Raw genomic sequence first — 25,224 nt, 5'->3', positions numbered from 1 at the left:
GCTGATGAACCGATGACCACGAGAACACGCGGATTCCTCCGCGACAACGGACTGGGCCTCGGCTTCGGCCTCGCATTCCTGCTGGCTCTCGTGGGACAGGCGATCGCGGGCCACGCGGAGTTCAACAACCAGCTGGCAACCGACGGACTGGCCCAGGTCGGATTCGGCGAATACCTCATGTCGTCCGACTTCGCCGTCGACGTGACCGAGAACTGGCAGTCCGAGTATCTGCAGTTCTTCCTCTACATCACCGCCACCGTGTGGCTCCTGCAGCGGGGTTCCCCCGAATCGAAGGAAATGGACAAAGCCGGAACGGAGTCCGACAAGGACCAGCAGGTGGGCCGATACGCCCACCGGCATTCACCGCGCTGGGCCCGCGGGCGCGGATTCCGGCGGCACGTCTACTCGCACTCCCTCGGTCTGGTGATGGGCACGCTCTTCGCCCTGTCATGGCTGTCCCAGTCGATCGCCGGTGTCGCCGCCTACAACGAGGAACAGCTCCGGCAGCTCCAGGCGCCCATCGACTGGGGAAACTACGTCGGTTCGGCGGACTTCTGGAGCCGGACCCTGCAGAACTGGCAGTCCGAGTTCCTCGCCGTGGCGTCCATGGCCATCCTGTCCGTCTATCTCCGCCAGCGCGGCTCGCCGGAGTCCAAGCCGGTCGGGGCGGCCCACACCTCGACCGGAGTCGAAGGATGAAACGGACCGCCCCGCCGTACTCGGGGAGCAAGCCCTATCAGTGCTCGTGCACGTCGTTCGTCGCGGCGATCTTCTTCCACGACTTCGGCTGCACCGGCGCCGCCCCGCCCCCCTCGGCCGCCCTGGCGATGGACGCGTCGGCCGCCGCGGGAGCGGCCGGCTTCGAGGGCTGGAACAGCCACGTGTCGAAGAGCGCCGACAGCGACTGCCCCGACACCTCCTCGGCGTACGTCCGGAAGTCGGCGACCGTCGCGTTGCCGTACGCGTACTTCTGCGGCCAGCCCTTCAGGACCGCGAAGAAGGCGTCGTCGCCGATCTCGTTGCGCAGCGCCTGGAGGGCCAGCGCGCCCCGGTCGTAGACGGCGATGTCGAACTGGTTCTCCGGCCCCGGGTCACCGGGCTTCACCGTCCAGAACGGGTCGTCGGCCGGGTGCGAGGCGTACACGTAGTCCGCGATCTCCTGTGCCGTGCCCTCGTCCTCGTGCTCGGACCACAGCCACTGCGCGTACCGGGCGAAGCCCTCGTTGATCCAGATGTCCTTCCATCCGGTGACGGAGACGAGGTCGCCGTACCACTGGTGGGCCAGCTCGTGCACGACCACGGAGGTGTTGGAGCCGTTCGCGAACTGGCGCGGGCTGTAGAAGGGCCGGGTCTGCGTCTCCAGCGCGTACCCGGTGTTCGTGTTCGGCACATACCCGCCGAGCGCGTTGAAGGGGTACGGCCCGAAGTACTCGCTCAGCCAGTCGGCGACCTCTCCGGTTCGCTCGATGCTCGCCCGCGCCGCACCGGCGTTGTCGCCGAGGTCCTTGCTGTAGGCGTTGACGACCGGGATCCCGCTCTCGGTCCGGCCCGTGGTGATGTCGAACTTCCCGACGGCCAGCGTCGCCAGATAGGTGGCCTGCGGCTTGTTGGACCTCCAGTTGAAGCGGGTCCAGCCGAGGCGTGAACTCGTCGACTGGAGCGTGCCGTTGGAGATGGCCTGGGTGCCGTCCGGCACCAGCACGGACACGTCGTAGGTGGCCTTGTCGAGCGGGTGGTCGTTGCTGGGGAACCACCACCAGGCGGCCTCGGGCTCGTTGGCGCCGACCCCGCCGTCCGGGGTGCGGTGCCAGCTGGTGAAGCCGTACGCCTGCTTCGACGACGGCACCCCGCTGTAGCGCACGACGACGGTGACGGCCGTGCCCTTCGCGAGCGGCGTCTTCGGCGTGATCTCCAGCTCGTGCTCGCCCGACGTGGCGAACGACGCCTTCGCGCCGTTGACCCGCACCTCGTCGACGTCCAGCAGGAAGTCCAGGTTGAAGCGCGACAGATCCTGCGTGGTACGGGCCAGGAGGGTTGCCGTGCCCTCCAGTTCGTCCGTCGCCGGCTGGTACTTCAGCCGCAGGTCGTAGTGGGAGACGTCGTATCCGCCGTTGCCGTAGGCCGGGTAGTAGGGGTCGCCGATGCCCGGAGCGCCGGGGGAGTGGCTCGCGGCCGACGCCGGGATCGCCAGCAGGACGGACGCGGCGGCCAGTGCGCCGGGCGCGATGAATCTGCGGTGCACGAAAGCTCCAAGTCGTAGGGTCACGAAGTCTGTTCGGAGCCTATTCATCACCTGTGGGCGCAGGCGTGTCCACAGCCGCCCCTGTCACACGATCGCCATTCGGCCGTCATGAGCGATCATGTCCCACACACCTTTCCAGCCACATCACGCCCGCCCCGATCGGCCCTCTTTTGCGCGGGAGTTGACCGCTGTACCGTCCGCGCCATGCCGAAACGCACGCCCTTCACGATCTGGAGAACGCTCGCGACGGCGGCCACCGCCGCCCTGCTGGCCACGTTCCTCACGCCCGTCGCCGCACAGGCCGCCCCGCGTGAGAGCCGACCCGTCTACTCGTACGAGAACGCCGTCCGTGAGGCCGTCTGGGTGGACACCGGACTCGACGGGGACGGGGACGGCAGGAGCGACCGCGTGGCCGTCGACATCGTCCGCCCCCGCGAACTCGCCCAGCAGGGCCGCAAGGTGCCGGTCGTCATGGACGCCAGCCCGTACTACTCCTGCTGCGGTCGCGGCAACGAGAGCCAGCGCAAGACGTACGACGCGAACGGCGACGTCGTCCAGATGCCGCTGTTCTACGACAATTACTTCGTGCCCCGCGGCTACGCCTTCGTCGGAGTCGACCTCGCCGGCACCAACCGCTCCGACGGCTGTGACGACGTCGGCGGCCGCTCGGACGTCCTGTCGGCCAAAGCGGTGGTCGACTGGCTGAACGGCCGAGCCATCGCCTACACGAGCCGCACCGGGAGCGCCAAGGCCAAGGCCGGCTGGACCAACGGCCGGACCGGCATGATCGGCAAGAGCTGGGACGGCACCATCGCCAACGGCGTCGCCGCCACCGGCGTCAAGGGCCTCAAGACGATCGTCCCGATCAGCGCCATCTCCTCCTGGTACGACTACTACTTCCAGCAGGGCGCCCCGCTCTACGACTCCGGCCCCGACCGGCTGGCCACCTACGTCAACAGCCCCGACGCCCAGGCCAAGTGCGACGCCGTCCAGCAGAAGCTCATCGACGGCGCCCCGCGCACCGGCGACTGGACCCGGCTGTGGACCGAGCGGGACTACCTCAAGGACGCCTCCAAGGTGAAGGCGAGCGTCTTCGCCATCCATGGCCAGCAGGACCTCAACGTCCGTATGCGCCACCTCGGCCAGTGGTGGGACGCCCTCGGCAGGCACGGCGTCGAGCGCAAGATCTGGCTCTCCCAGACCGGCCACGTCGACCCCTTCGACTTCCGCCGCGCCGAGTGGGTCGACACCCTGCACCGCTGGTTCGACCACGAACTCCTCGGCTACGACAACGGCATCGACCGCGAGCCGATGGCCGACATCGAACGCCACCCCGACCAGTGGGTCACCTCCAAGACCTGGCCCCCGCGCGGCACAAGCACCGCGACCCTGCGCCCCGCCCAGGGAAGCCGGCCCGGCGTCGGCACCCTCGGCCTGACCCGCGACCGCGGCACCGAGACCTTCACCGACGACCCGGCGCTGAGCGAGAGCGACTGGTCCGCGCGGATGGACACATCCACCCCCGAGAAGGCGGGCTTCACCACCGGCGTCCTCACCAAGGACCTGCGGCTGGCCGGCTCCTCGAAGGTGACCGTCACCGCCACCCCGACCACCTCGACGGCCCACCTCTCCGCCGTCCTCGTGGACCTCGGCCCCGCCACCATCCGCGACTACGGGAGCGCCGGCGAGGGCATCACCACGCTCACCGACCGCACCTGCTGGGGCGCGAGCACCGCCGGTGACAGTGCCTGCTTCAAGGAGACCCGGGCCAAGACGGCCGGCGTCGACTACACGGTCGTCAGCCGCGGCTGGGCCGACCTCGGCACCCACGCCGACCCCGGCAAGGGCGTCCCGCTCACCCCGGGCAAGGCGTACACCATCACCGTCGACCTGGCGGCCACCGACCACGTCGTCCCCGCCGGTCACCGCCTGGCCCTGATCGTCGCGGGCACGGACAAGGACCTGATCGACCCGCCGTCGACCACCCCGACGCTCACGATCGACCTGTCCCGCACCTCGGCCCGCGTCCCGTTCGTCGGCGGTGCCTCGGCGTTCGCGCACGCCACGAAGGGCGCCGCCACCGCCGTACCGCAGACCGCGCCGCTCGACGGCGTGACGGCACCGCGGACCCTTCAGCGCGTCCCGGGGGCGGGCCGATGATCCGAGCCCTCACGCTGAGCACGGCGGCCCTGGCCGCGTCCCTGGTCGCCGTGCCGGCCCACGCGGCCGACGCCCCGCCGCGCACCGGTTTCGAGCAGTCCCACGGGGCCCGCTGGACCGGCGGGACGGAGGAACAGGACTTCCTGGCGGCCGTCGACGCGGGGAGCGACCGGGTCTCCCTCGCCCGCATCGGTACGACGAAGCAGGGCCGCCCCCTCCAACTGGTCCGCCTGGGCAGGCAGAGCGCCCCGAACAAGGTGCTCCTCGTGTGCAGCCAGCACGGCGACGAGCCGTCCGGCCGCGAGGCCTGTCTCTCCACGGTCCGCGACCTGGCGTACGCGAAGGACGCCTCCACCCGGCGCTTCCTGGACCGCACCACCCTGCTCGTCGTGCCCACCGCCAACCCCGACGGCCGGGCCGCCGACACCCGCGGCAACAGCGACGGCATCGACGTCAACCGCGACCACCTCGCCCTGCAGACGGCCGAGGGGCGGGCCCTGGCCGCCGTGATCCGCGACCGGCAGCCCGATGCCATCTACGACCTGCACGAATACGGAGCCACGCCCCCGTACTACGACAAGGACCTCTTCGACCTCTGGCCCCGCAACCTCAACACGGACGAGGCGGTCCACGACGAGGCCGAGACCCTGTCCCGGGCCTACGTCCGCCCCGCCGCACAGCACGCCGGGTACACCACCGGCACGTACGGCATCTGGACCGACCCCGTCACGGGCGATCCGATCAGGCAGACCGCCGGTGACGGCCAGGAACGCATCCTGCGGAACATGTCCGGCATCAAGCACGCGGTCGGCCTGCTCATCGAGAGCCGCGTCGACGCGCTCGCGGACGTCGACGAGGCGACCAACAACCGGCGCCGGGTCAGTTCCCAACTGGGCGCACTGAAAGGTCTGTTCGACTTCGCCGACGAGCGTCGCGGCCGGATCGAGGCGGCGACCGGCACGGCCCGCCACGAGGGCTGGGCCGACACCGGACCCGTCTACACCGGGGGCGCCGACAACGATCCGCCCGAACCCGCCGAGGTGATTCAGGACCCGCCCTGCGGGTACCGGCTCACCGACGCCCAGTACGCGGAGGTCAAGGACGAACTCGCCCTGCACGGAGTGCGGACCAAGGGCACCCACGTTCCCCTCCGCCAGCCCCTGCGTGCCCTCGTCCCGCTGCTCCTCGACGAACGCGCCCCGTACCACCTCACGGTCGGGGAGCCCGACACCGACTGCTGAAGCGGCATCGATCAGTGGCACCTGTGGTACTCCGTGTCCATGGTTTCCGGGAGAAGGTGCCGCACATGACGGAAGACTTGAAGAAAAGGGGTGGCCGGGAAGATCCCTCGGACGTTCCCGGCCACCACACCACCGACCGCGTGGTGTTCGGTGTCACCGCCGTCATCACCGTGGCGTTCGTGGTCTGGGGCTCGACGGCGACGGACTCGCTGGAGAGCGTCTCCACGACGATGCTCAACGGCCTGATCCACAACGGTGGTTGGGCCTTCATGCTGGCGGCCTCCTGCTTCGTCGTCTTCGCCCTGTGGCTCGCGGTCAGCCGCTACGGCCGTATCCACCTCGGCGCCGAGGGCGAGGAACCCGAGTTCAAGACGGTGTCCTGGGTCGCGATGATGTTCAGCGCGGGCATGGGCATCGGTCTGATGTTCTACGGCGTGAGCGAACCGCTCTCGCACTACACGACCCCACCGCCGGGCACCACCCCCGCCGACTCCGCGGAACGCATGGAGACGGCGATGGCCACCACCCTCTTCCACTGGACGCTGCACCCCTGGGCGATCTACGCGGTGGTCGGCCTCGGCATCGCCTACAGCACCTACCGCAAACGCCGCCGCCAGACCATCAGCGCGGTCTTCACCCCGCTCATCGGTGAGAAGCACGCCAACGGCACCGCGGGCCGGGTGATCGACATCCTCGCGATCATCGCCACCATCTTCGGCTCCGCGGCCTCGCTGGGCCTCGGCGCGCTCCAGATCGGCTCCGGATTCCAGGAGCTGGACTGGATGGACGACGTGAGCGAGGGGCTGCTCGTCGCCATCATCGCCGTACTGACCCTGGCCTTCGTGGCCTCGGCGGTCTCCGGCGTGGAGAAGGGCATCCAATGGCTGTCGAACACCAACATGGTGCTCGCCCTGATCCTCGCCGTGTTCGTGTTCGTCGCGGGCCCCACGATCATCGTCCTCGATCTGCTGCCCACCTCGATCTTCGCCTACCTCGGCGACCTGCCCCAGCTCGCCGGCCGCACCGAGGCCAGCGGCGGCGAGGGCGTCGCGGACTGGCTCGGCAGCTGGACCGTCTTCTACTGGGCCTGGTGGATCTCCTGGACGCCGTTCGTCGGCATGTTCATCGCCCGCATCAGCCGCGGCCGCACCATCCGGCAGTTCGTCGGCGGCGTCATCCTCGTGCCCAGCACCGTCAGCCTGGTCTGGTTCGCGGTCTTCGGCGGTACGGCGATGAAGCTGAAGGAGGGCGGCGCGCTCCGCGGTGCCGACACCCCCGAGGGGCAACTCTTCGGAGTCCTCCAGGAGTTCCCCATCGCGACCGCCACCAGCCTGCTCGTGATGATCCTGGTCGGCATCTTCTTCGTCTCGGGCGCCGACGCCGCCTCCATCGTGATGGGCACGCTCTCCCAGCGGGGCGCCCTCGAACCCGGCCGCTTCGTCGTCGTGTTCTGGGGCATCGTGACCGGGGCCGTCGCCGCCATCATGCTGCTCGTCGGCAGCGGCCAGGGTGACGCGCTCACCGGCCTGCAGAACCTCACGATCCTGGCCGCCGCGCCCTTCGTCCTCGTGATGATCGGCATGTGTGTCGCCCTCATGCGCGACCTGCGCCGCGACCCGGTCATCGTGCGCGGCGAGATGGGCTCCGAGGCCGTGGAACTCGCCGTGATCGAGGGCCACAAGAGGTACGACGGCGACTTCGAGATCAGGGTCGGCCCGGGCGCCGGCACGGAGACGGAGGGCGACCCACTGGGCCACGACCACGGTTAGGCGCCGCCGAGCAGGTCTAGTGCCGCGGCAGGCAACGTTTGCCCCGTCGCGACGCCCGGCACGCTCCCCCACTGCCTTGAGGGCGTGGGAGGGGCCCCCACTCGCCGCACCGGCCGAAAGCCCAAGTACGTCCAGTACGAGGGCTTCCGGCCGGCACGCCGAGAGCACGCTCCCCCACCCTCGAACCGCGCTTCGCACGGCTCGGGCGGGAGGGACCCCCACGACGCCGCTCCTTGACGGGCAAACGTTGCCTGCCGCGGCACTAGCAGGAGGCGAGCGCCGCCGCCTCCTCCGCGCACCCCCATGCCACGGTCACCCCGCCCCCGCCGTGCCCGTAGTTGTGCACCAGCGCCCGCCCGTCCGCCATCAGTTCCCGCTCCAGACGCACCGCGCCCCGCACCGGCCGCAGCCCCACCCGGTGCCCCAGCACCCGCGCCCCGGCGATCTCCGGCCGCAGCGCCGCACACCGCCGTACGATCGCCTCGGCCACCGCCGGATCCGGCTCCGTCGACCAGGCCCCGTCGTCCGCCGTACCGCCCAGCAGGAGCCGGTCCGGATGCGGGAAGCAGTACGCCATCTCCCCGTCGGCGCCGGTCGACACGACCCATGTCCGGATGCCGGGATTCGCCACGACGACCAACTGCCCTCGCACCGGCTGCACGGACGCGTCCGGCACCAGTTCCCGCGCGCCCAGCCCCGTGCAGTTGACGACCACCGGCGCCCCGACCGACACCAGGTCGGACACCGTACGCGTCTCGATCGTCCCGCCCGCGTCGAGCAACCGCTGCCGCAGCCAGGGCAGATGGACCGTCATGTCGACGAGCGGCAGCCGTGCCCACACCCCCGGCCCGGCGTACTCCGCGGCCGTGGCGGCCCGCAGCCCCGGCAGCCGCCGGCCCGCCCAGGCCGTGGCCTCTTCCAGGTCCGCCTCGCCGAGTACTCCTTCGACCATGCGTACGCCGGTACGGTCCGGGTCCGCCGCGAGCGCCTCGTACACCTCCAGCGAGCGCAATGCCCACGCGCGGGCCGACGTGACCGGATCGATCCGGTGCGGCCACCACAGCGCCCCCGCAACCCACGAGGTGGTGCGCTCGACGGGATCCCGGGTCCATACCCGCACCCGCCTGCCGCGCTCGGCCAGGACCACGGCCGTCGTCAGCCCGATCACCCCACCGCCGACCACCACGACATCGCTGCTCGGATCACCGTCCACACCGGGACGTTAGCGGAATGTCGCATGCCGTGCGCAGAGCGCGCTTGCTGCGGGAATACTCGCAGCATGTCTGCCGAGTACGCGACCTTCGGCCTGGCACCGGCGATGCGTGCCGGTGGAGTCCTTGTCAACGGTGAATACCAGGTCCACCGGGACTTCATGGACTTCATCGTCGACGGACGACCGCTGCTCTTCCAACTCTCCGACCTCGACGCCGTCTCCCCGCTGGCCTCCGACGTACCGCCCTCGATCTTCACCGCCCAGGTCCGCAGCCTGCTGCTGGAGACGGACGCCCCGCTTCCGGGCGGGCGCTACGTCATCTACGGCTGCCCCGAGTGCGAGGACCTCGGGTGCGGTGCCGTCACCGCCGTGATCGACGAGGAGCACGGCGACTTCATCTGGCGGGACTTCGCCTGGCAGACCGACGAACACGCCGACCTGGAGCTCAACGGCTACCACGGCATCGGCCCCTTCCGCTTCCGCGGCCCCGAGTACCGACAGGCCCTGGACTCCCTGCTCGGCCCCGACTCCGCGAGCCCGCGCCGCCGCGTCCTGCTGATCGGAGCCCGCGTCGCCCTCCTCGCCAAACTCGCCGCCGCCCTGCGCACCATCGGCATCGGCGCCGACATCACCCAGGACGCCGAGGGCGTGTCCGCCGACGAACTGCGCGCCTACGGTGCCGTCGCCTTCGGCCGTGCGGTAGCTCAGCAGGAACGTGCCGCCGTACGCCGGTCCTTCGAACGCGCCGGCGTCGAGGTGGCCTATGTCGACGGCCTTGCCCCGATAGTCCCCCTCCTCGTCGCCCAGATCGAGCACGCCCTCGACCGCAGCCCGCAGGAACAGCGCCGCCTGACCCGGCTGGTCGCCGCCGACGGCGAGGCGGGCATCGAGGTCACCTCGCCGTGCCGGGTGCGCCTCACGGCGTACCGCCTCGACCGGCTCTTCCGCACCCACGCCCAGGAGGTCTTCGACGGGGTGCTGGAGGCGGGCCGGCACCGCATCGCGCTGGACGCGAGGGCGGTGAAGGGGGAGTCGTTCGTGGTGGCGCGGACGTCGGGGGGCGTGCTGGTCGAGGCGATGGCGCACTGAGGGCCCCCGCGTCGGCGGCGGCCCCCGGCGCTCAGGAGAACAGCAGGCGCCAGGTCAGCGGACCGGGGATGCCGTCGGCGTCGCCGCGCAGGTCCTTGCGCGACTTCTGGAAGGCCCGCACATTGAGCTGGTCCGCCTCGCCCCACGTTTTGCTGGGGCCGACCTTGTAGTGGTCGCCGAAACCGCGCTTCACCAGCTGCTTGCCGAGCTGGAGGACGTATTTGTTCGTGGCGCCGGTCACGAAGTACTTGCGTCCCGGGAACGCGGGGACCTTCGGCTTGGCGGGCGTGGGGGTGTCGTCGTCCACGTCCAGCTCGGCCTTGGCGTACTTGAGGAGCGCGGCGAAGTCGATCGCCCCCGGGTCGCCGTGGTCGTTCTCGACGACATGGAGGTGCCCGCAGATCCCCTTGAACCTGTTCCACTCGGCGGCCGTCATCCGGACCCCGTTGCCCTTGCCGAACGAGCCCGGGTACGCGGGCCACTCCCTCGGCCCCGACAGCGGCACGCCGTGCTGCTCGTGCATCCAGGCCAGAAAGCCGGCGACGGCCTGCAGCGCCCAGTCCGGGGCCTCGGGCCAGTAGATGTGCTTCTGGCCGGCGGCCTTCCACTTCGTGTGCGTCTTGGGGTCGCAGGTGCCGACCAGCTCGACCTGGCACACGTTCGCGGTGTTGGTCTCCGCTCCGCCCCGCAGATTGACCAGCGCCCTGGACGAGGTCTCGATGTCGAAGTGCTGGTACCACTTCAGCTTCTTCGCGTCGAAGTCCGGCACCGCCGTCAGGTTCGGAGCGGAGCCACCGCCGCCGTAGCCGGGCAGGGTGCGGCCCTCGGTGGTGTGCAGGACGACGACGTTGACCTCCATCGGGTCACCGCCGAAGTCGTCCTGATACCAGTTCGCCCGGCTCGCTCCCGGATAGCGCTGGGGACCCGTCTTCGTGCTCATCGCGGAACTCCTGAAGGGGTGATGTGGGCCGGATGGCCGTGCGATGCAAGGAAGTTGACCGCAAAAGTACAGCCGCCGGGGGGAGATCGGAGCGATTCTGTGCGGCTTCGCCGTCCTCGCGTTGTCGTCCCCCGTGGCGCCGACTCGCCCCCCGGCACGGAATCCGCGGGAAGCCTCCTCGGGCACCTCGCTAGGATCGGTCCCCTCATGACTGCCACACTCGTCGCCAAGAACCTCGCCGCCGGCCACGGCGACCGCTCCCTGTTCGCCGGGCTCGACCTCGTCGTCGCGCCCGGTGACGTCATCGGACTGGTCGGAGCCAACGGCGCGGGCAAGTCCACCCTGCTCAGGCTGCTCGCCGGGCTGACCACGCCGGAGGAGGGCGAGCTCCGGCTCTCCCCGCCGACGGCGACCGTCGGCCACCTTCCCCAGGAACCGGAGCGCCGCCCCGGCGAGACGGTCCGGGACTTCCTGGCCCGCCGCACCGGCGTCGCCGAGGCCCAGCGGGTCATGGACGAGGCGACCCAGGCCCTGGTCGACGGGGCGCCGGGCGCGGACGACGCGTACTCCACGAGCCTGGAGCGCTGGCTCGACCTCGGCGGCGCGGACCTCGACGAGCGCGCCGCCGAGGTCGCCGACTCCCTGGGTCTGGCGGTGGACCTGGACCAGCCGATGACGTCCCTGTCCGGCGGCCAGGCGGCACGGGCGGGGCTCGCGTCGCTGCTGCTGTCCCGCTACGACGTCTTCCTCCTCGACGAGCCGACCAACGACCTCGACCTGGACGGCCTGGAGCGCCTGGAGCGCTTCGTGAGCGGCCTGCGCGCGGGCACGGTCGTCGTCAGCCACGACCGCGAGTTCCTCACCCGCACGGTCACCAAGGTCCTCGAGCTCGACCTGGCGCAGGGACAGATCAATATCTACGGCGGCGGCTACGAGGCCTATCTGGAGGAGCGCGACGTGTCCCGCCGGCACGCCCGCGACGACTTCGAGGAGTACGCCGACAAGAGGTCGGCCCTCCAGGACCGGGCGCAGACCCAGCGCTCCTGGATGGACAAGGGCGTCAAGAACGCGCGCCGCAAGGCAAGCAACGACAACGACAAGATCGGCCGCAAGTTCCGCAGTGAGGCCAGCGAGAAGCAGGCCGCGAAGGCCCGGCAGACCCAGCGCATGATCGAACGCCTGGAGGTCGTCGAGGAACCGCGCAAGGAGTGGGAACTGCGCATGGAGATCGCCTCGGCGCCGCGCTCGGGGTCGGTGGTGGCGACCCTGCGGGAGGCGGAGGTCCGCCGCGGTGACTTCGTGCTCGGCCCGGTGACCCTGCAGATCGACTGGGCCGACCGGGTGGCGGTCACCGGCGCGAACGGCGCCGGCAAGTCGACGCTCCTCGGGGCGCTGCTGGGCCGTGTCCCGGTCGACGCGGGCACCGCCTCGCTGGGCTCCGGCGTCCTGGTCGGCGAGGTCGACCAGGCCCGCAAGCTGTTCCACGGCACCGAGTCACTGCTGGACGCCTTCTGCGCCGCGGTCCCCGACACCGAACCGGCCGAGGTCCGCACCCTGCTGGCCAAGTTCGGTCTGAAGGCGCACCACGTCCTGCGCCCGGCGGCCCACGCTCTCCCCGGGCGAACGCACGAGGTCCGCCCTGGCCCTGCTCCAGGGCCGGGGCGTCAACCTCCTGGTCCTCGACGAACCCACCAACCACCTCGACCTCCCGGCCATCGAGCAGCTGGAGTCGGCGCTCGACGCCTACGAGGGCACGCTGCTCCTGGTGACGCACGACCGCCGCATGCTGGACGCGGTCCATGTCACCCGCCGTCTGGAGGTCGCGGGCGGCAAGGTGACCGAACGCTAGGACCGGTGGCGCAGCAGCGCGCAGACGAGGTTCTCCTGGACGGCGCGCATCCGGCGCAGCAGGTCGGGCTTCTGGGCCTGGTTGATCTGGGTGGTGACCGAGAACGTCAGTGACCGCTGCCCGTCCGGTGTCGCCGCGATCAGCTGGGTGTAGCCGAGGGTGTTGCCGGTGTGCCCCAGCACCACGCCGCAGCGGGTGGTGTAGCGGAAGATGGCGAGCCCCGCGTCGTTGCGTCCGGGCCCCTTGGGCTCGGAGTTGCCGGGGATCCAGTCGCGCTGCTGCTCCACGACCTGCGGGCCGTACAGCCGCCCTTCGGCGTAACCGCGGATGAAGCGCGTCATGTCGGAGGGCGTGGAGACGATTCCGCCCGAGGCCCACACGCCGGACATGCCCAGGACCTCGCTCACGTCCTCGGGCGGGTCGGGCGGGGTCACGTCGTAGCCGTGCAGATACGGCTTCGGCATGCGGTAGCCCTGCGGCAGGCTGGTGTCGCGCAGGCCCAGCGGCCGGTACACCAGCTTGTGCAGCAGTTGTTCGTACGGGATGTGGGTGGCCGCCTCCGCCATCAGGGCCACGGCGATGTTGTCCGAGTTGGAGTACTCGTACCGGGAGCCCGGCTCGAACCGCAGGGGTTCGCCGGCGGCGAAGTCCAGCAGCTTGCGGGAGTCGAAGCGGTGCCGGGGGTCGGCGAGGACGATCTTCAGGAACCCGGCGCTCCGCGAGTAGTCGGGCAGGCCGCTGGTGTGGTGCAGCAGCTGGCGCAGTGTCACGGCATGCCAGGCCTTGGGCAGGTGCGGCAGCCGCTCACCGAGGGTGTCGTCGAGGTCCAGGGTGTTCCGGTCGACGAGGGAGAGCGCGACCGCGCCGCTGAAGGCCTTGGCCGTACTGGCGATACGCATGTGGTCGTGGGGCGCGGGCCGGCGGCCGGTGTCGAGATCGGCGACTCCGGCCCTGAGGACCCGGCTGTTCCTGCCGTCCCGGAGCACGGCGATGACACCGGGCGGACCGCCGGGCGCGTCGACCAGGTCCTGGAGCTGCTGCTGGAGCCTGGTGTCGGTGTGCGGTCCGGGCGGCGTGGTGGTGGCGACGGCGGTCGGTGACAGTGCGGCCAGAGAGGCCGCGAGCAGGGCGACCGCCGTGCGGCGACGGAATCTGGAGGGGACAGGCATGGACTCTCCCGGGCAGGGCGAAGCTGGGCGGACTGACCCGCCCAGCTTCGCCCTGCCCGGATGGGGGCAGCCGGTCAAGCTACTGCACCTGGCGCAACGGGAAGGGCGCGAAGCGCCTCTTCCAGGGGCGCGGGGCCGTATCGATATGCGATATGCGGCTCCGCCGCGCGAGCGCGACCAGCCACGACGGCCCCGCGGTCTCCCCACCATCCGATCGGCGAAGCCGTCAGCGCTTGCCCTTCTTCGGATCGAGCAGCCCGGCCTTGCGCAACGCATCCGCCATCGCACTGTTGGCCGGCGGCGGCGCCGCCTGACGCGAACCGCCCCCCTGACCACCACGGCCACCGCCCTGCCGCTGCTGGCCCTGCTGCCGTTGCTGAGGAGGACGCCCGCCCCGCTGCCGGCGCTCGCCCCCGCCACCCTGCTGCCCCTGCTCACCCTGCGGAGCCGCTTCGTCGTCCAGCCGCAGCGTCAGCGAGATCCGCTTGCGCGGGATGTCGACGTCGAGAACCTTCACCTTGACGATGTCACCGGGCTTCACCACGTCCCTCGGGTCCTTCACGAAGGTCTTCGACAGCGCCGAGACATGCGCGAGACCGTCCTGGTGGACACCGACGTCGATGAACGCCCCGAAGGCCGCCACGTTGGTGACCACGCCCTCCAGCACCATCCCGGACGTCAGGTCGGAGAGCTTCTCGACGCCCTCCTTGAAGGTGGCCGTCTTGAACGCGGGCCGCGGGTCGCGCCCCGGCTTCTCCAGCTCCTTGAGGATGTCGCTCACCGTCGGGAGACCGAACGTCTCGTCCACGAAGTCCTGCGGCCGCAGCGACCGCAGCACCCCCGTGTTGCCGATGAGCGCGGCGACCTCCTGGCCCGCCGTCTTCACCATCCGCCGGACCACCGGATACGCCTCGGGGTGCACGCTGGACGCGTCCAGCGGGTCGTCGCCGCCGCGGATCCGCAGGAACCCCGCGCACTGCTCGTAGGCCTTCGGACCCAGCCGGGCCACCTTCTTCAGCGCGGTGCGCGAAGTGAAGGGACCGTTGGCGTCGCGGTGCGCCACGATGTTCTCGGCGAGGCCGGAGGTGATACCGGAGACCCGGGCGAGCAGCGGGGCCGACGCCGTGTTGACGTCCACGCCCACACCGTTCACACAGTCCTCCACCACCGCGTCCAGCGAACGCGACAGCTTCACCTCGGACAGGTCGTGCTGGTACTGGCCGACACCGATGGACTTCGGGTCGATCTTCACCAGCTCGGCCAGCGGGTCCTGGAGGCGACGGGCGATCGACACCGCGCCGCGCAGCGACACGTCCATGTCCGGCAGTTCCTGCGAGGCGAAGGCCGACGCCGAGTACACGGACGCGCCCGCCTCGGACACCATCACCTTGGTGAGCTGCAACTCGGGGTGCCTGGTGATGAGTTCACCGGCGAGCTTGTCGGTCTCGCGGGACGCCGTGCCGTTGCCGATCGCGATCAGGTCGACCGCGTGCTCCTTGGCGAGGCGGGCCAGCTTGGCGATCGCCTCGTCCCACTTGTTGGCCGGGACGTGCGGGTAGATGACGTCGGTGGCGACGACCTTGCCGGTGGCGTCGACGACGGCGACCTTCACGCCCGTCCGGAACCCGGGGTCCAGGCCCAGCGTCGAGCGCGTGCCGGCGGGGGCGGCGAGCAGCAGGTCGCGGAGGTTCGCCGCGAAGACGTTCACCGCCTCGTCCTCGGCGGCGGTGCGCAGCCGCAGCCGCAGGTCGATGCCGAGGTGCACCAGGATGCGGGTGCGCCAGGCCCAACGGACGGTGTCCGTGAGCCACTTGTCGCCGGGGCGGCCGCGGTCGGCGATCTGGAACCGGTGCGCGATGATCCCCTCGTACGAGGACGGACCGGGCTGCTCGGACGGCTCCTCCGGCTCCAGGACGAGGTCGAGGACCTCCTCCTTCTCGCCGCGCAGCATCGCCAGGACGCGGTGCGAGGGCAGCTGCTTGAAGGGCTCGGCGAAGTCGAAGTAGTCGGCGAACTTGGCGCCCGCCTCCTCCTTGCCGTCCTTCACCTTGGCGGCGAGCCGCCCGCGCACCCACATGCGCTCGCGCAGCTCGCCGATCAGGTCGGCGTCCTCGGAGAACCGCTCGGTGAGGATGGCCCGTGCGCCGTCGAGCGCGGCCTGCGGATCGGCCACGCCCTTGTCGGCGTCGACGAACGCGGCGGCGGCGGCCAGCGGGTCGACGCCCGGGTCCGCGAGCAGCCCCTCGGCGAGCGGCTCCAGACCGGCCTCCCGGGCGATCTGTGCTTTGGTCCTGCGCTTCGGCTTGTACGGCAGGTAGATGTCCTCGAGGCGAGCCTTGGTCTCCGCGCCGCGGATCCGCGCCTCCAGCTCCTCGGTGAGCTTGCCCTGCTCGCGCACCGACTCCAGGATCGCCGTCCGCCGCTCCTCCAGTTCCCGCAGATAGCGCAGCCGCTCCTCGATCGTGCGCAGCTGCGCGTCGTCGAGCATCTCGGTCGCTTCCTTGCGGTAGCGGGCGATGAAGGGCACCGTCGAACCGCCGTCGAGCAGCTCCACGGCTGACCTGACCTGCCGCTCCCGAACGCCGAGCTCCTCGGCGATCCTTCCTTCGATGGATCCGATGTCGATGGGCTCGCGTGTCGTCACGATGCCGTACCGCCTTCTCACAGAGGTTGCGCGGCAATTGTGGCAGGTGGCACCGACACTCGGGGATCAGGGCGCGGACATCAGGCCCGACGACTCCGCGTGGAACTCGAGGCCCCGCCGAACAGCCGGGCCACCGCCCGGAACGGCAGCGTCACGACGGTGGCGATGGCGCCGCCGATCTGCCGGAGTACGTCTGCGATCGCTCGGAACACGAACTTCCCCTTTCGTCACCCCGGCCACGCGACCGGGGAAGCCCGAGTACCTCATCACCGCCCCCGCATGCGTCCAGTTGTTCGGAGCGCCGCCCTGAGACCGGCCCGGCGCGTGGAGACGACAGACTCAGGAACGTCCCCGCCCGGCGCTGGCTGCGCGGAGCTGCCGCCCGACATGCGTCGGCTGTTCACGGACGCCGCCGCGTCACGGGCCAGGCACGGCAGGTGCCTGCCTGACGCTCAGCGATCCCGCCCGCCCTTCCCCGGCGTTCAAAGTCACCACTCGGGCTCGACACCGGCGCCCAGGGCGTCTCGCCCTGCACGCCCAGTCGGCAGGCCCGCCCCCGCAAGGCGCCCAAGCCTGCGGCCTCGCCCCGGCAATCGCTCACCCCATAGGCCCCGACAGGCGCTCCACCCTCCGCACCGCCCGACATGCGCCCGGTCGACAGGCCCGACCCGACATGCGCCCCAGCCTCCGGCCCGCCCCGACCAGGGCCCAGCGCTCAGGTCCGCCCCGACAAGGCCCAGCGCTCAGGCCCCCCGAGACGGCCCGCAGGCCCGCCCCGACATGCGCCCCTGGCAGGGGCGCACCACCCAGCCGCGCCCCCCGACACTCAGCCCTTGCCGATCAGATCCGCCGGATACGCCCCCGCCGCCAACGCCGCCCGTGCGAAGCCCGCTCCGAGTTCCGTCAGCCGTGCCACGCCCGCGGTGCCGAGGTGTTCGTACGGTGCCCGGTCCAGTCGGTCCGTCTCGGTCTCGATCTCCTCGCGCAGGGCCGCACCCCGCTCGGTCAGTTCACCGGCCTCGTCCAGGAGCCCGCGGGCCCGGAGCCGTCCGACCGCCGCGTCCCATTCGTCCTGGCTCCAGCCGCGCGTGGTGAGCACCCACTTGGGGCTCATGCCCTTGCCGGTCGCCGTGTGGGCCACCATGGCCTCCAGGCCGCCCAGCTCCGCGGCCGTCAGCGCGGCGAGATGGCCGTCGCCCCGGTGCTCGCGCAGCAGGGTCGCGGCGTGGAAGTACGCCAGGTGCGGCTCCTCGGGCACCGGCAGGTCCGCGTGCGCCGCGTACAGCGGACGAGCGCTGCGCGAACAGGCCTCGGTGGCGCGCAACGCCAGCTCCGCGGCCTCCGCCATCTCCGGTGACGCGAGCGTCTGCGCGCCGAGCAGCCGCCGCAGCGCCGCGTCGACGCCACGCACGCGTGCCGCGAGGACGTCCTCGGGCGAGGCGGTGGCCCACACCTCGGGGACGTACCGGGCCACGAGCTCGTGCTTGTAGTTGGAGAACGTCGCCGTCACCGTCCCGGCGCCCACCGGCCCCATGGCGGCGGCCCGCACCGCGAAGTTGGCGGCTCTCGGATGCGTGATCCCGATCCCGGCCAGTTCCTTGCCCAGTTCGGGCGCGAAGTAGGAGGTGGCGTGCAGGGAGTTGAGCACATTCGCGCAGCGGCGGACGGCCCGGAGCTCGATGGGGGCGGTAGTCATGCCCGGCAGGTTACCAACCGCTTGGTATGCCGCTCCAGGGCGAGGGGGGACGTGGCAGGAAAGGTGGGGTACTCGTCATTGCGGCCGTCCCCGGGCCAGCCCAGAATCGAGTGCATGACGCAGCGAACCGTCCTCGTCGTCCTCTTCGACGACGTGCAGAGCCTCGATGCCACCGGCCCCGTGGAGGTGTTCGCCGGGGCCGAGACGCACACCCCGGGCACGTACCGCATCCGTACGGCCTCCCTGGACGGCGCCCCCGTGCGCACCTCCAGCGGCCTGACTCTCGTACCGGATCTGGCACTCACGGACGCGCCCGCCCCGCACACCCTCCTGGTCCCGGGCGGTCAGGGCACCCGCCGTCCCGACCCGCGCCTGACGGATTGGCTGCGCGAGAACGGACGGAGCGCGGAGCGCCTCGTCTCCGTCTGCACCGGTGCCATCCTGCTCGCCGAGGCGGGCCTGCTCGACGGCCGCCGCGTCACGACCCACTGGGCGTACTGCGACAGGCTCGCCCGCGACCACCCGGCGATCGACGTCGAACCCGACCCGATCTACGTCCGGGACGGAACGGTCGCCACCTCCGCGGGGGTCACCTCCGGAATCGATCTCGCCCTCGCGCTGGTCGAGGAGGACCTGGACCGGGAGGTCGCCCTCGTCATCGCCCGCCATCTGGTGGTCTTCCTGCGCAGACCGGGCAACCAGGCCCAGTTCAGCGCCCAGCTGGCCGCGCAGACCGCGCGGCGGGAGCCCCTGCGTGAGGTCCAGCAGTGGATCACCGAGCATCCGGACGGCGACCTGAACGTCGAGTCGCTCGCCGCCCGGGCCCGCCTCTCGCCCCGCCATTTCGCCCGCGCCTTCCAGGCGGAGACGGGCATGACCCCCGGCCGCTACGTCGACCGGGTCCGCCTCGAACACGCCCGCCGTCTCCTGGAGGACACCGCCGACGGCGTCGAGGAGATCTCCCGAGCCAGCGGCTACGGCACCTCCGAGACCATGCGCCGCGCCTTCGTCAAAGCCCTGGGAACACCACCGGCCGAGTACCGCCGCCGGTTCCGCCCGGCACCTGCCCGCTGAGGGCGCCGTTCAGCCTTCTCCGGCATCCGCCCACCGAGGCCGGTCGGTTCCTCTCCGGCATTCGCCCGCCGAGATGCAGGTCGGTTCCTCTCCGGCATCCGCCGGCTGAGATGCCAGTCGGTCCTCGTCGGCATCCGCCCACCGAGGCCGGTCGCTTCCTCTCCGGCATCCGTCCGCTGAGATGCAGGTCGGTTCCTCTCCGGCATCCGCCCATCGAGGCCGGTCGGTTCCTCTCCGGCATCCGCCGGCTGTGATGCCGGTCGGTCCTCGTCGGCATCCGCCCACCGAGGCCGGTCGCTTCCTCTCCGGCATCCGTCCGCTGAGATGCAGGTCGGTTCCTCTCCGGCATCCGCCACCGAGGCCGGTCGGTTCCTCTCCGGCATCCGCCCACCGAGGCGCCGGTCGGTTCCCTCCGCCACCTGCCCGCAGATGCGCTGGTCGGTTCCCCCGGCAGCCGCCCATCGAGACGCCGGTCGGTTCCCCTCCGGCAGCCGCCCATCGAAAGGATCCCCATGCAGATCGCCATCGTCCTGTTCGACCGCTTCACCGCCCTCGACGCCGTGGGACCGTACGAGACCCTCGGCCGCCTCCCGGACGCGGAACTGTTCTTCGTCGCCGAGCGGACGGGCCCCGTCCGCGCCGACACCGGCAACCTCGCCATCACCGCCGACCGCACGCTCGCCGACGTGCCGAGCCCGGACATCGTGGTCGTCCCCGGCGGGCCCGGACAGACCCCGCAGATGGCGAACGAGACCCTCCTGGACTGGCTGCGCGCCGCCGACGCCACCAGCACCTGGACGACGTCCGTGTGCACCGGATCGCTGCTGCTGGCCGCCGCCGGACTCCTCGACGGGCGCCGCGCGACCTCCCACTGGCTCGCCCTGGACTATCTGAAGCAGTTCGGGGCCGAGCCCACGGGGGAGCGGGTCGTCCTCGACGGCAAGTACGTCACCGCGGCCGGCGTCTCCTCCGGCATCGACATGGGGCTCACCCTGCTGGGCCGGATCGCCGGCGACGAACACGCCCAGGCCGTCCAGCTGTTGACGGAGTACGACCCGCAGCCGCCCTACGACGCCGGCTCGCCACACAAGGCTCCCGCGCACCTCGTCGAGGAGTTCCGTTCCAAGAGCCGGTTCATCCTGAAGTAGTCCAGGTGAAGCGCGGCTGCCTGCGCTCCAGGAACGCGGCGACGCCCTCCGCGGTGTCGCCGTTGCCGCGTGCCTGCTCGGCCCAGTGGCCGTCCCGGTCCGCGACCCCGTTCGCGAACTCCTTCGCCGCGGCCTGCGTCAACTGCGAACGGGACACCAGGATCCGGGTGAACTCCGCCACCCGCTTGGCCAGTTCGCCCTCCGGCAGCATCTCGTCGACCAGCCCGGTGCGCAGCGCCCGTTCGGTGTCGATCAACTCACCGGAGAACAGCAGGTACTTGGTGGTGGCCGGACCCACCAGTGCCACCAACCGGCTGGTGGAGGAGGCCGGATACACGATCCCCAGCTTGGCCGGGGTCACCCCGAACAGCGAGCCCTCCTGCGCGAACCGCAGATCGCAGGCCGCCGCGAGCTGTGCACCGCCGCCCACGCAGTGCCCGCGGATCGCCGCCAGCGTCGGCTTCGGGAAGGTGGCGAGTGCCTCCTCGGCCGCCACCGCGAGCCCCTGTGCCTCGTCCGGCGACCCCCGCAGAGTGGAGATGTCGGCCCCGGCGCAGAACGTCCCGCCCTCCCCGGTGAGTACCAGGGCCCGTACGTCCGGGTCGGCGGCGAGGGTGTCGAGCAGCGGCGGCAGCGCCCGCCACATCGCGGCCGTCATCGCGTTGCGCTTGGCCGGATGGTGGATGACGACGGTGGCGACCGAATCGGTCACGCTGTACAGCAGCTGGGGCTCCATGGCCGGATGCTAACCGCCCCCGGCACTCGTACGATCGGGGAGGGGGCCCGTGCGAGGAGGCGCCGATGGCCAAGGACGAGACCGCCAAGCTGAGCCGGGACTTCGGCTGGCTGGCCGCGCTCGGCGTGATCCTGGTGCTCGCCGGACTCGTCGGGCTCATCTACACCGGGGTGGCCACCCTCACCTCGATGCTGCTGTTCGGCTGGCTGCTGCTGATCGGCGGCGCAGTCGGCCTGCTGCACGCGATCCAGGCGCGCGGCACCAACTTCTTCTGGCTCGGCGTCGTGGTCGCGGCCCTGAACATCGCGGCCGGTGTGGTCGTCATCAGCAGACCCGAGGCGGCTGCCGAGGCTTTGACCATGTTCGCCGCGCTGCTCTTCCTGACCGGCGGGGTGTTCCGGCTGGCCGGCAGTCTGATGGTGCGCGGTACGCAGTTCGGCTGGACGCTGGTGCAGGGCGCCTTCGGACTGCTCCTCGGGATCCTGGTGCTGGCCTCCTGGCCGAGCAGCAGCAAGTACGTCATCGGCTGCTTCTTCTCGCTGGCGCTGCTCTTCGACGGGCTCGGTCTGATCGCCACGGGGTTCGGCGGGCGGCGGATCGTCGGCATGGTCTCCGAACGGCTCGCCGCCGAGGACGGTGCGCGGAGCGAAACGGACGAGCCGGTCGCCAAACCCGTACAACCCGAATAGTTCGCGAACACGGCAAAAGTGGGACAGCGGCAGTCTCATAGTCGACCGTGTCATGCGAGAGCGATCCCAAACGCTCGATATCTGCTGACTTCTGTTCAGTCATCCGGCGCGGAGCGGCTCGCTGCCAACACTCGATGTGTGGTGACAATCGAGCGCGAGGGTGGCGACCGGACAATGGAGAACCATGGGCGCGGGTCCGGCCCACGCCCAGCAGCCGGCGAGGTCGAGGAACCGGCCCCCGGTCCGCCCGGGCCCCTGCCGTACGAGGGCGTCTGGCGGTTCACCGCCCCCGCCGTCGACGTCTCGGTCCCGCAGGCGCGGCACGCCGTGCGGGATCTGCTGCTGCGTCAGGGCGTACCGGTCTCCGACGACCTGGTGCAGGGACTCCTGCTGATCGTCTCCGAACTGGTCACCAACGCGGTGCGGCACGCGGCCCTGCTGTCGCCGATGCTCGCCGTGGAGGTCGCCGTCGGCGCCGAGTGGGTGCGGGTGTCGGTGGAGGACAACCATCCCTACCGCCCGACCGCCCTGGAGGCCGACCACGGCCAGACCGGCGGCCGCGGGCTGCTGCTGGTGCGCGAGGTCACCCGCGAGGCGGGCGGAGTCTGCGATGTCGAGCACACGGCGAGCGGCGGCAAGGTGATCTGGGCCGCCCTGCCGCTCGTACCCGCGCGGGTGTCCTAGGAAGCGGCCGTCACCAGCCGGCGGACGGGCCCGTCAGCTCCCTGACCGCGGGACGGGCCGCGTCCAGCACCGTCATGAACCAGGCCGAGAAGGTGTCCTTGGCATGCCGTTCCGCCAGCTCGGCGGGCGTCACGAAGACCGTCTCGCCGATCTCCTCCGGATCCGGGCGCAGCGACGACTGCAACAGGCCCACGAAGAGGTGGTTGTACTCCTGCTCCACCAGGCCCGAGTCCGGGTCCGGGTGGTTGTAGCGGACGGTGCCCGCCTCGGCGAGCAGTGACGGGGAGGCGCCGAGCTCCTCGTAGGTCCGCCGGGCGGCCGCCGCGAAGGGCGCCTCGCCCGGATAGGGGTGTCCGCAGCAGGTGTTGGACCACACACCGGGGGAGTGGTACTTGCCCAGCGCGCGCTGCTGGAGCAGCAGCCGGCCCCGCTCGTCGAAGAGGAACACGGAGAAGGCGCGGTGCAGCTGCCCCGGCGCCTGATGGGCGGCGAGCTTCTCCGCGGTGCCGATCGTGACGCCGTCCTCGTCGACGAGTTCCAGCAGAATCGCGTCAGCTGTGCCGTTCGACGGGCTGTGGGTCGCGGTGGCAGGTGTGATCGGCATGCCCATCCTTCGCATCGGTTTTTCGCGCACCAAGTGTGCCGCACAAATACGGCACTACCGGCAGTTGATCGTGCCCGGCGCGGCGGACGGGGAACCGTCCGGGGAGGTGCTGTGGGGTGGAGGACGCAGCCGGTCACCGGATCGCTGCATTCCGCATGAAACGCACTTTCGGGACGTTCGGGCATGCTTGCGGGAGTCTCAGTGGCAGAGCTTCGCCTCGTGCTCCGCGTGCCCGACCGGCTCCAGCTGGAAGGTGCAGTGCTCCACGTCGAAGTGGTCGCCCAGGCAGCCCTGGAGCTCGTGGAGCATCTTCTCGTGACCGATCGCGCTCAGCACGTCCGAGCGCACCACCACGTGCGCAGACAGCACCGGCATCCCGGAGGTGATCGTCCAGGCGTGCAGGTCGTGGACGTCCTCGACGCCGTCGAGCGCCAGTATGTGGGCCCGTACGTCGTCCATGTCGACGTTCTTCGGGGCCGCTTCCAGCAGTACGTCGAGGGTCTCCCGCAGCAGCTTCCACGTGCGCGGCACGATCATCAGTCCGATGACCAGGGAGGCGACCGGGTCGGCGGCCTGCCAGCCGGTCGTCAGGATCACCACCGCGGAGATGATGACCGCGAGCGAGCCGAGCGCGTCCGCCGCGACCTCCAGGAAGGCGCCCCGCACGTTCAGGCTCTCCGCCTGTCCGCGCACCAGCAGCGACAGCGAGATCATGTTCGCGACCAGGCCGATCGCGCCGAACACGATGGTCAGCCCGCCCTCGGTGCCGGCCGGCGTGACGAACCGCTGGATCGCCTCGTACAGGACGTACCCGCCGACGCCGAGCAGCAGCAGACAGTTGGCGAGCGCGGCGAGGATCTCCGCGCGGGCGTAACCGAAGGTGCGCTTCCCGCTCGGCGGGAGGCCCGCGAAGTGGATCGCCATCAGGGCCATGCCGAGGCCCAGCGCGTCCGTCGCCATGTGCGCCGCGTCCGCGACCAGGGCGAGCGAGTCCGCCATGATGCCGCCGACGATCTCGACCACCATGACGGTGAGCGTGATCGACAGCGCGACCCGCAGCCTGCCCCGGTACGCCGCGGTCGCCGTACCGCCGGGCGGCGCATGCGAGTGCGCGTGCCCGTGATCATGCCCAGCCCCCATGGAAGCCGCCTCCTGTGCGTTGACCCCGAACAACCCGTCCGGGGACACAGTGAACTACGGGTGGGGGGTATGGGGCAACGCGGCACTGAACACCGTTGTCATGTGCTCTGACCTGCGGAAACGATCCCGCAGGTCAGAACGCCCCCGCTTCACTTGGCGTGGTGCAGCCGCCAGCCCCGCCACGCCGACTCGATCATCTCGTGGACCCCGCGGCGTGCCGTCCAGCCGAGCTCCGCAGCGGCCCGGGCGGCCGAGGCCACCGAGACCGGGGCGTCGCCGGGGCGCCGGGGCTCCACGACGGCGGGCCGCCGGTCGCCGGTGACCTCGCCGATGACGGTGACCATCTCGCGCACGGAGACGCCCTCGCCGCGGCCGATGTTGACGGTCAGGTCCCCGCTGCGGTCCCCGAGCCCCTGTGCGGCCGCCAGATGCGCCTCCGCCAGGTCGGCGACATGGATGTAGTCACGGATGCAGGTGCCGTCCGGCGTCGGATAGTCGTCGCCGAAGATCCGCGGGGCCTCGTCGCGGGTGAGCCGGTCGAAGACCATCGGCACGATGTTGAAGACACCGGTGTCCGCCAGCTCCGGCGTGGCCGCGCCCGCCACGTTGAAGTAGCGCAGGCACACGGTCGAGATGCCGTGCGCCCGCCCGGCCGCCCGCACCAGCCACTCACCGGTGAGCTTCGTCTCGCCGTACGGGTTCACCGGGGCGCACGGGGTGTCCTCCGTGATCAGCTCCGCGTCGGGGTTGCCGTAGACGGCGGCGGACGAGGAGAAGAGGAAGCGCTCGATCCCCGCCTCGGCGACGGCTTCGAGGAGCGTCGCCAGTCCGCCGACGTTCTCCTGGTAGTAGCGCATCGGCTGGGCGACGGACTCGGCGACCTGCTTGCGCGCGGCCAGGTGCACCACCCCGGTCACCTCGTGCTCGGCGAGCACCCGCTTCAGCAGACCGGCGTCCAGTGACGAACCCCGCACCAGCGGCACGTTCGCCGGCAGCCGCGCCGGGAACCCGGCGGACAGATCGTCCAGCGCGAGGACGCGCTCCCCGGCGTCCGTCATGGTCCGCGCCACGTGGGCCCCGATGTATCCCGCTCCGCCTGTGATCAGCCATGTCATGGTCGCCCACCCTATGCCGAGG

General features: G+C 71.1%; 20 protein-coding genes and 1 pseudogene. 10 read left to right on the top strand and 11 right to left on the bottom strand.

Translation table 11 applies throughout. The features are described 5' to 3' along the window. The first annotated feature begins 12 nt into the window (after positions 1–12). On the top strand, positions 13–699 hold the full coding sequence (locus QF037_RS09235) for a DUF6766 family protein (protein WP_307023589.1): 687 nt from the start codon (positions 13–15) through the stop codon (positions 697–699). A 37-nt stretch (positions 700–736) separates the two neighbouring features. Here QF037_RS09235 and QF037_RS09230 read toward each other — a convergent pair whose 3' ends face one another. Further along, positions 737–2,242 (bottom strand): M1 family metallopeptidase, encoded by a 1,506-nt coding sequence (locus QF037_RS09230; protein WP_307023588.1) that lies wholly within the window; start codon positions 2,240–2,242, stop codon positions 737–739. Positions 2,243–2,446: 204 nt separating this feature from the next. Here QF037_RS09230 and QF037_RS09225 point away from each other — a divergent pair, with 204 nt between their 5' ends. The 3 genes from QF037_RS09225 to QF037_RS09215 all read left to right on the top strand — a co-directional run bounded on the left by QF037_RS09225 (position 2,447) and on the right by QF037_RS09215 (position 7,412). Next, complete coding sequence (locus QF037_RS09225; RefSeq protein ID WP_307023587.1) at positions 2,447–4,402, top strand: Xaa-Pro dipeptidyl-peptidase; 1,956 nt, start codon at positions 2,447–2,449, stop codon at positions 4,400–4,402. Next, positions 4,399–5,643, top strand: coding sequence for a M14 family metallopeptidase (locus QF037_RS09220; RefSeq protein ID WP_307023586.1), 1,245 nt, complete (start codon positions 4,399–4,401; stop codon positions 5,641–5,643). Before QF037_RS09225 ends, QF037_RS09220 begins: the two co-directional genes overlap by 4 nt. Before the next feature lie 65 nt (positions 5,644–5,708). Further along, entirely contained in the window at positions 5,709–7,412 is a 1,704-nt protein-coding gene (locus QF037_RS09215; protein ID WP_307023585.1) for a BCCT family transporter, read from the top strand. Positions 7,413–7,674: 262 nt separating this feature from the next. Here the strand turns inward: QF037_RS09215 and QF037_RS09210 are convergent, their stop codons facing one another. Beyond that, positions 7,675–8,625 (bottom strand): FAD-dependent oxidoreductase, encoded by a 951-nt coding sequence (locus QF037_RS09210; protein WP_307023584.1) that lies wholly within the window; start codon positions 8,623–8,625, stop codon positions 7,675–7,677. 66 nt (positions 8,626–8,691) lie between these two features. Here QF037_RS09210 and QF037_RS09205 point away from each other — a divergent pair, with 66 nt between their 5' ends. Beyond that, positions 8,692–9,714 carry an oxidoreductase gene (locus tag QF037_RS09205; RefSeq protein ID WP_307023583.1) on the top strand — a complete coding sequence of 341 codons (1,023 nt, stop codon included), beginning with the start codon at positions 8,692–8,694 and terminating at the stop codon, positions 9,712–9,714. A gap of 31 nt (positions 9,715–9,745) precedes the next feature. Here QF037_RS09205 and QF037_RS09200 read toward each other — a convergent pair whose 3' ends face one another. Further along, positions 9,746–10,654: a peptidoglycan-binding protein gene (locus QF037_RS09200; RefSeq protein WP_307023582.1), complete on the bottom strand. Its 909-nt coding sequence runs from the start codon at positions 10,652–10,654 to the stop codon at positions 9,746–9,748. 207 nt (positions 10,655–10,861) lie between these two features. On the opposite strand from QF037_RS09200, the pseudogene QF037_RS09195 reads away from it, so the two are divergent. Continuing rightward, positions 10,862–12,503, top strand: a pseudogene (locus QF037_RS09195) (ABC-F family ATP-binding cassette domain-containing protein). Here QF037_RS09195 and QF037_RS09190 read toward each other — a convergent pair. From QF037_RS09190 to QF037_RS09175, 4 genes are all read right to left on the bottom strand, one after another. After that, entirely contained in the window at positions 12,500–13,672 is a 1,173-nt protein-coding gene (locus QF037_RS09190) for a serine hydrolase domain-containing protein (protein WP_307023581.1), read from the bottom strand. The pseudogene QF037_RS09195 and the gene QF037_RS09190 overlap by 4 nt on opposite strands. 226 nt (positions 13,673–13,898) lie before the next feature. Next, a complete protein-coding gene (locus QF037_RS09185; protein WP_307023580.1) occupies positions 13,899–16,316 on the bottom strand; it encodes a Tex family protein in 2,418 nt (805 codons plus the stop codon). Between the two features lie 80 nt (positions 16,317–16,396). Further along, complete coding sequence (locus tag QF037_RS09180; protein ID WP_256122763.1) at positions 16,397–16,528, bottom strand: LPFR motif small protein; 132 nt, start codon at positions 16,526–16,528, stop codon at positions 16,397–16,399. A 614-nt stretch (positions 16,529–17,142) separates the two neighbouring features. Continuing rightward, the gene (locus tag QF037_RS09175; protein ID WP_307023579.1) at positions 17,143–18,012 is read right to left on the bottom strand and encodes an SCO6745 family protein; all 870 of its coding nucleotides are present in this window, start codon (positions 18,010–18,012) and stop codon (positions 17,143–17,145) included. A 114-nt stretch (positions 18,013–18,126) separates the two neighbouring features. On the opposite strand from QF037_RS09175, the gene QF037_RS09170 reads away from it, so the two are divergent. Next, on the top strand, positions 18,127–19,086 hold the full coding sequence (locus QF037_RS09170) for a GlxA family transcriptional regulator (RefSeq protein WP_307023578.1): 960 nt from the start codon (positions 18,127–18,129) through the stop codon (positions 19,084–19,086). 512 nt (positions 19,087–19,598) lie between these two features. Then, the gene (locus QF037_RS09165) at positions 19,599–20,234 is read left to right on the top strand and encodes a DJ-1/PfpI family protein (RefSeq protein WP_307023577.1); all 636 of its coding nucleotides are present in this window, start codon (positions 19,599–19,601) and stop codon (positions 20,232–20,234) included. Here QF037_RS09165 and QF037_RS09160 read toward each other — a convergent pair. Beyond that, on the bottom strand, positions 20,221–20,970 hold the full coding sequence (locus QF037_RS09160) for an enoyl-CoA hydratase/isomerase family protein (protein WP_307023576.1): 750 nt from the start codon (positions 20,968–20,970) through the stop codon (positions 20,221–20,223). The genes QF037_RS09165 and QF037_RS09160 overlap by 14 nt on opposite strands. 65 nt (positions 20,971–21,035) lie before the next feature. Here QF037_RS09160 and QF037_RS09155 point away from each other — a divergent pair, with 65 nt between their 5' ends. Next, a complete protein-coding gene (locus QF037_RS09155; RefSeq protein WP_307023575.1) occupies positions 21,036–21,659 on the top strand; it encodes an HdeD family acid-resistance protein in 624 nt (207 codons plus the stop codon). A 174-nt stretch (positions 21,660–21,833) separates the two neighbouring features. Next, a complete protein-coding gene (locus QF037_RS09150) occupies positions 21,834–22,343 on the top strand; it encodes an ATP-binding protein (protein ID WP_307037066.1) in 510 nt (169 codons plus the stop codon). Between the two features lie 10 nt (positions 22,344–22,353). Here the strand turns inward: QF037_RS09150 and idi are convergent, their stop codons facing one another. The 3 genes from idi to galE all read right to left on the bottom strand — a co-directional run bounded on the left by idi (position 22,354) and on the right by galE (position 25,202). After that, positions 22,354–22,947: an isopentenyl-diphosphate Delta-isomerase gene (gene idi / locus QF037_RS09145; protein ID WP_307023574.1), complete on the bottom strand. Its 594-nt coding sequence runs from the start codon at positions 22,945–22,947 to the stop codon at positions 22,354–22,356. 198 nt (positions 22,948–23,145) lie between these two features. After that, a complete protein-coding gene (locus QF037_RS09140) occupies positions 23,146–24,087 on the bottom strand; it encodes a cation diffusion facilitator family transporter (protein WP_307023573.1) in 942 nt (313 codons plus the stop codon). 149 nt (positions 24,088–24,236) lie between these two features. Further along, positions 24,237–25,202, bottom strand: a complete 966-nt coding sequence (galE, locus tag QF037_RS09135; RefSeq protein ID WP_307023572.1) for a UDP-glucose 4-epimerase GalE — start codon at positions 25,200–25,202, stop codon at positions 24,237–24,239. Between the last annotated feature and the right edge of the window lie 22 nt (positions 25,203–25,224).

Source organism: Streptomyces canus, assembly GCF_030815415.1.
Lineage (GTDB): Bacteria > Actinomycetota > Actinomycetes > Streptomycetales > Streptomycetaceae > Streptomyces > Streptomyces canus_F.
This window is presented reverse-complemented; position numbering and strand designations above follow the sequence as displayed.

Coding starts and splice junctions, on each gene's coding strand:
- QF037_RS09170 (WP_307023578.1), top strand. CDS start 18,127: ATGACGCAGCGAACCGTCCTCGTCGTCCTCTTCGACGACGTGCAGAGC.
- QF037_RS09165 (WP_307023577.1), top strand. CDS start 19,599: ATGCAGATCGCCATCGTCCTGTTCGACCGCTTCACCGCCCTCGACGCC.
- galE (WP_307023572.1), bottom strand. CDS start 25,202: ATGACATGGCTGATCACAGGCGGAGCGGGATACATCGGGGCCCACGTG.
- QF037_RS09235 (WP_307023589.1), top strand. CDS start 13: ATGACCACGAGAACACGCGGATTCCTCCGCGACAACGGACTGGGCCTC.
- QF037_RS09140 (WP_307023573.1), bottom strand. CDS start 24,087: ATGGGGGCTGGGCATGATCACGGGCACGCGCACTCGCATGCGCCGCCC.
- QF037_RS09160 (WP_307023576.1), bottom strand. CDS start 20,970: ATGGAGCCCCAGCTGCTGTACAGCGTGACCGATTCGGTCGCCACCGTC.
- QF037_RS09150 (WP_307037066.1), top strand. CDS start 21,834: ATGGAGAACCATGGGCGCGGGTCCGGCCCACGCCCAGCAGCCGGCGAG.
- QF037_RS09190 (WP_307023581.1), bottom strand. CDS start 13,672: ATGCCTGTCCCCTCCAGATTCCGTCGCCGCACGGCGGTCGCCCTGCTC.
- QF037_RS09200 (WP_307023582.1), bottom strand. CDS start 10,654: ATGAGCACGAAGACGGGTCCCCAGCGCTATCCGGGAGCGAGCCGGGCG.
- QF037_RS09155 (WP_307023575.1), top strand. CDS start 21,036: ATGGCCAAGGACGAGACCGCCAAGCTGAGCCGGGACTTCGGCTGGCTG.
- QF037_RS09205 (WP_307023583.1), top strand. CDS start 8,692: ATGTCTGCCGAGTACGCGACCTTCGGCCTGGCACCGGCGATGCGTGCC.
- QF037_RS09225 (WP_307023587.1), top strand. CDS start 2,447: ATGCCGAAACGCACGCCCTTCACGATCTGGAGAACGCTCGCGACGGCG.
- idi (WP_307023574.1), bottom strand. CDS start 22,947: ATGCCGATCACACCTGCCACCGCGACCCACAGCCCGTCGAACGGCACA.
- QF037_RS09220 (WP_307023586.1), top strand. CDS start 4,399: ATGATCCGAGCCCTCACGCTGAGCACGGCGGCCCTGGCCGCGTCCCTG.
- QF037_RS09215 (WP_307023585.1), top strand. CDS start 5,709: ATGACGGAAGACTTGAAGAAAAGGGGTGGCCGGGAAGATCCCTCGGAC.
- QF037_RS09175 (WP_307023579.1), bottom strand. CDS start 18,012: ATGACTACCGCCCCCATCGAGCTCCGGGCCGTCCGCCGCTGCGCGAAT.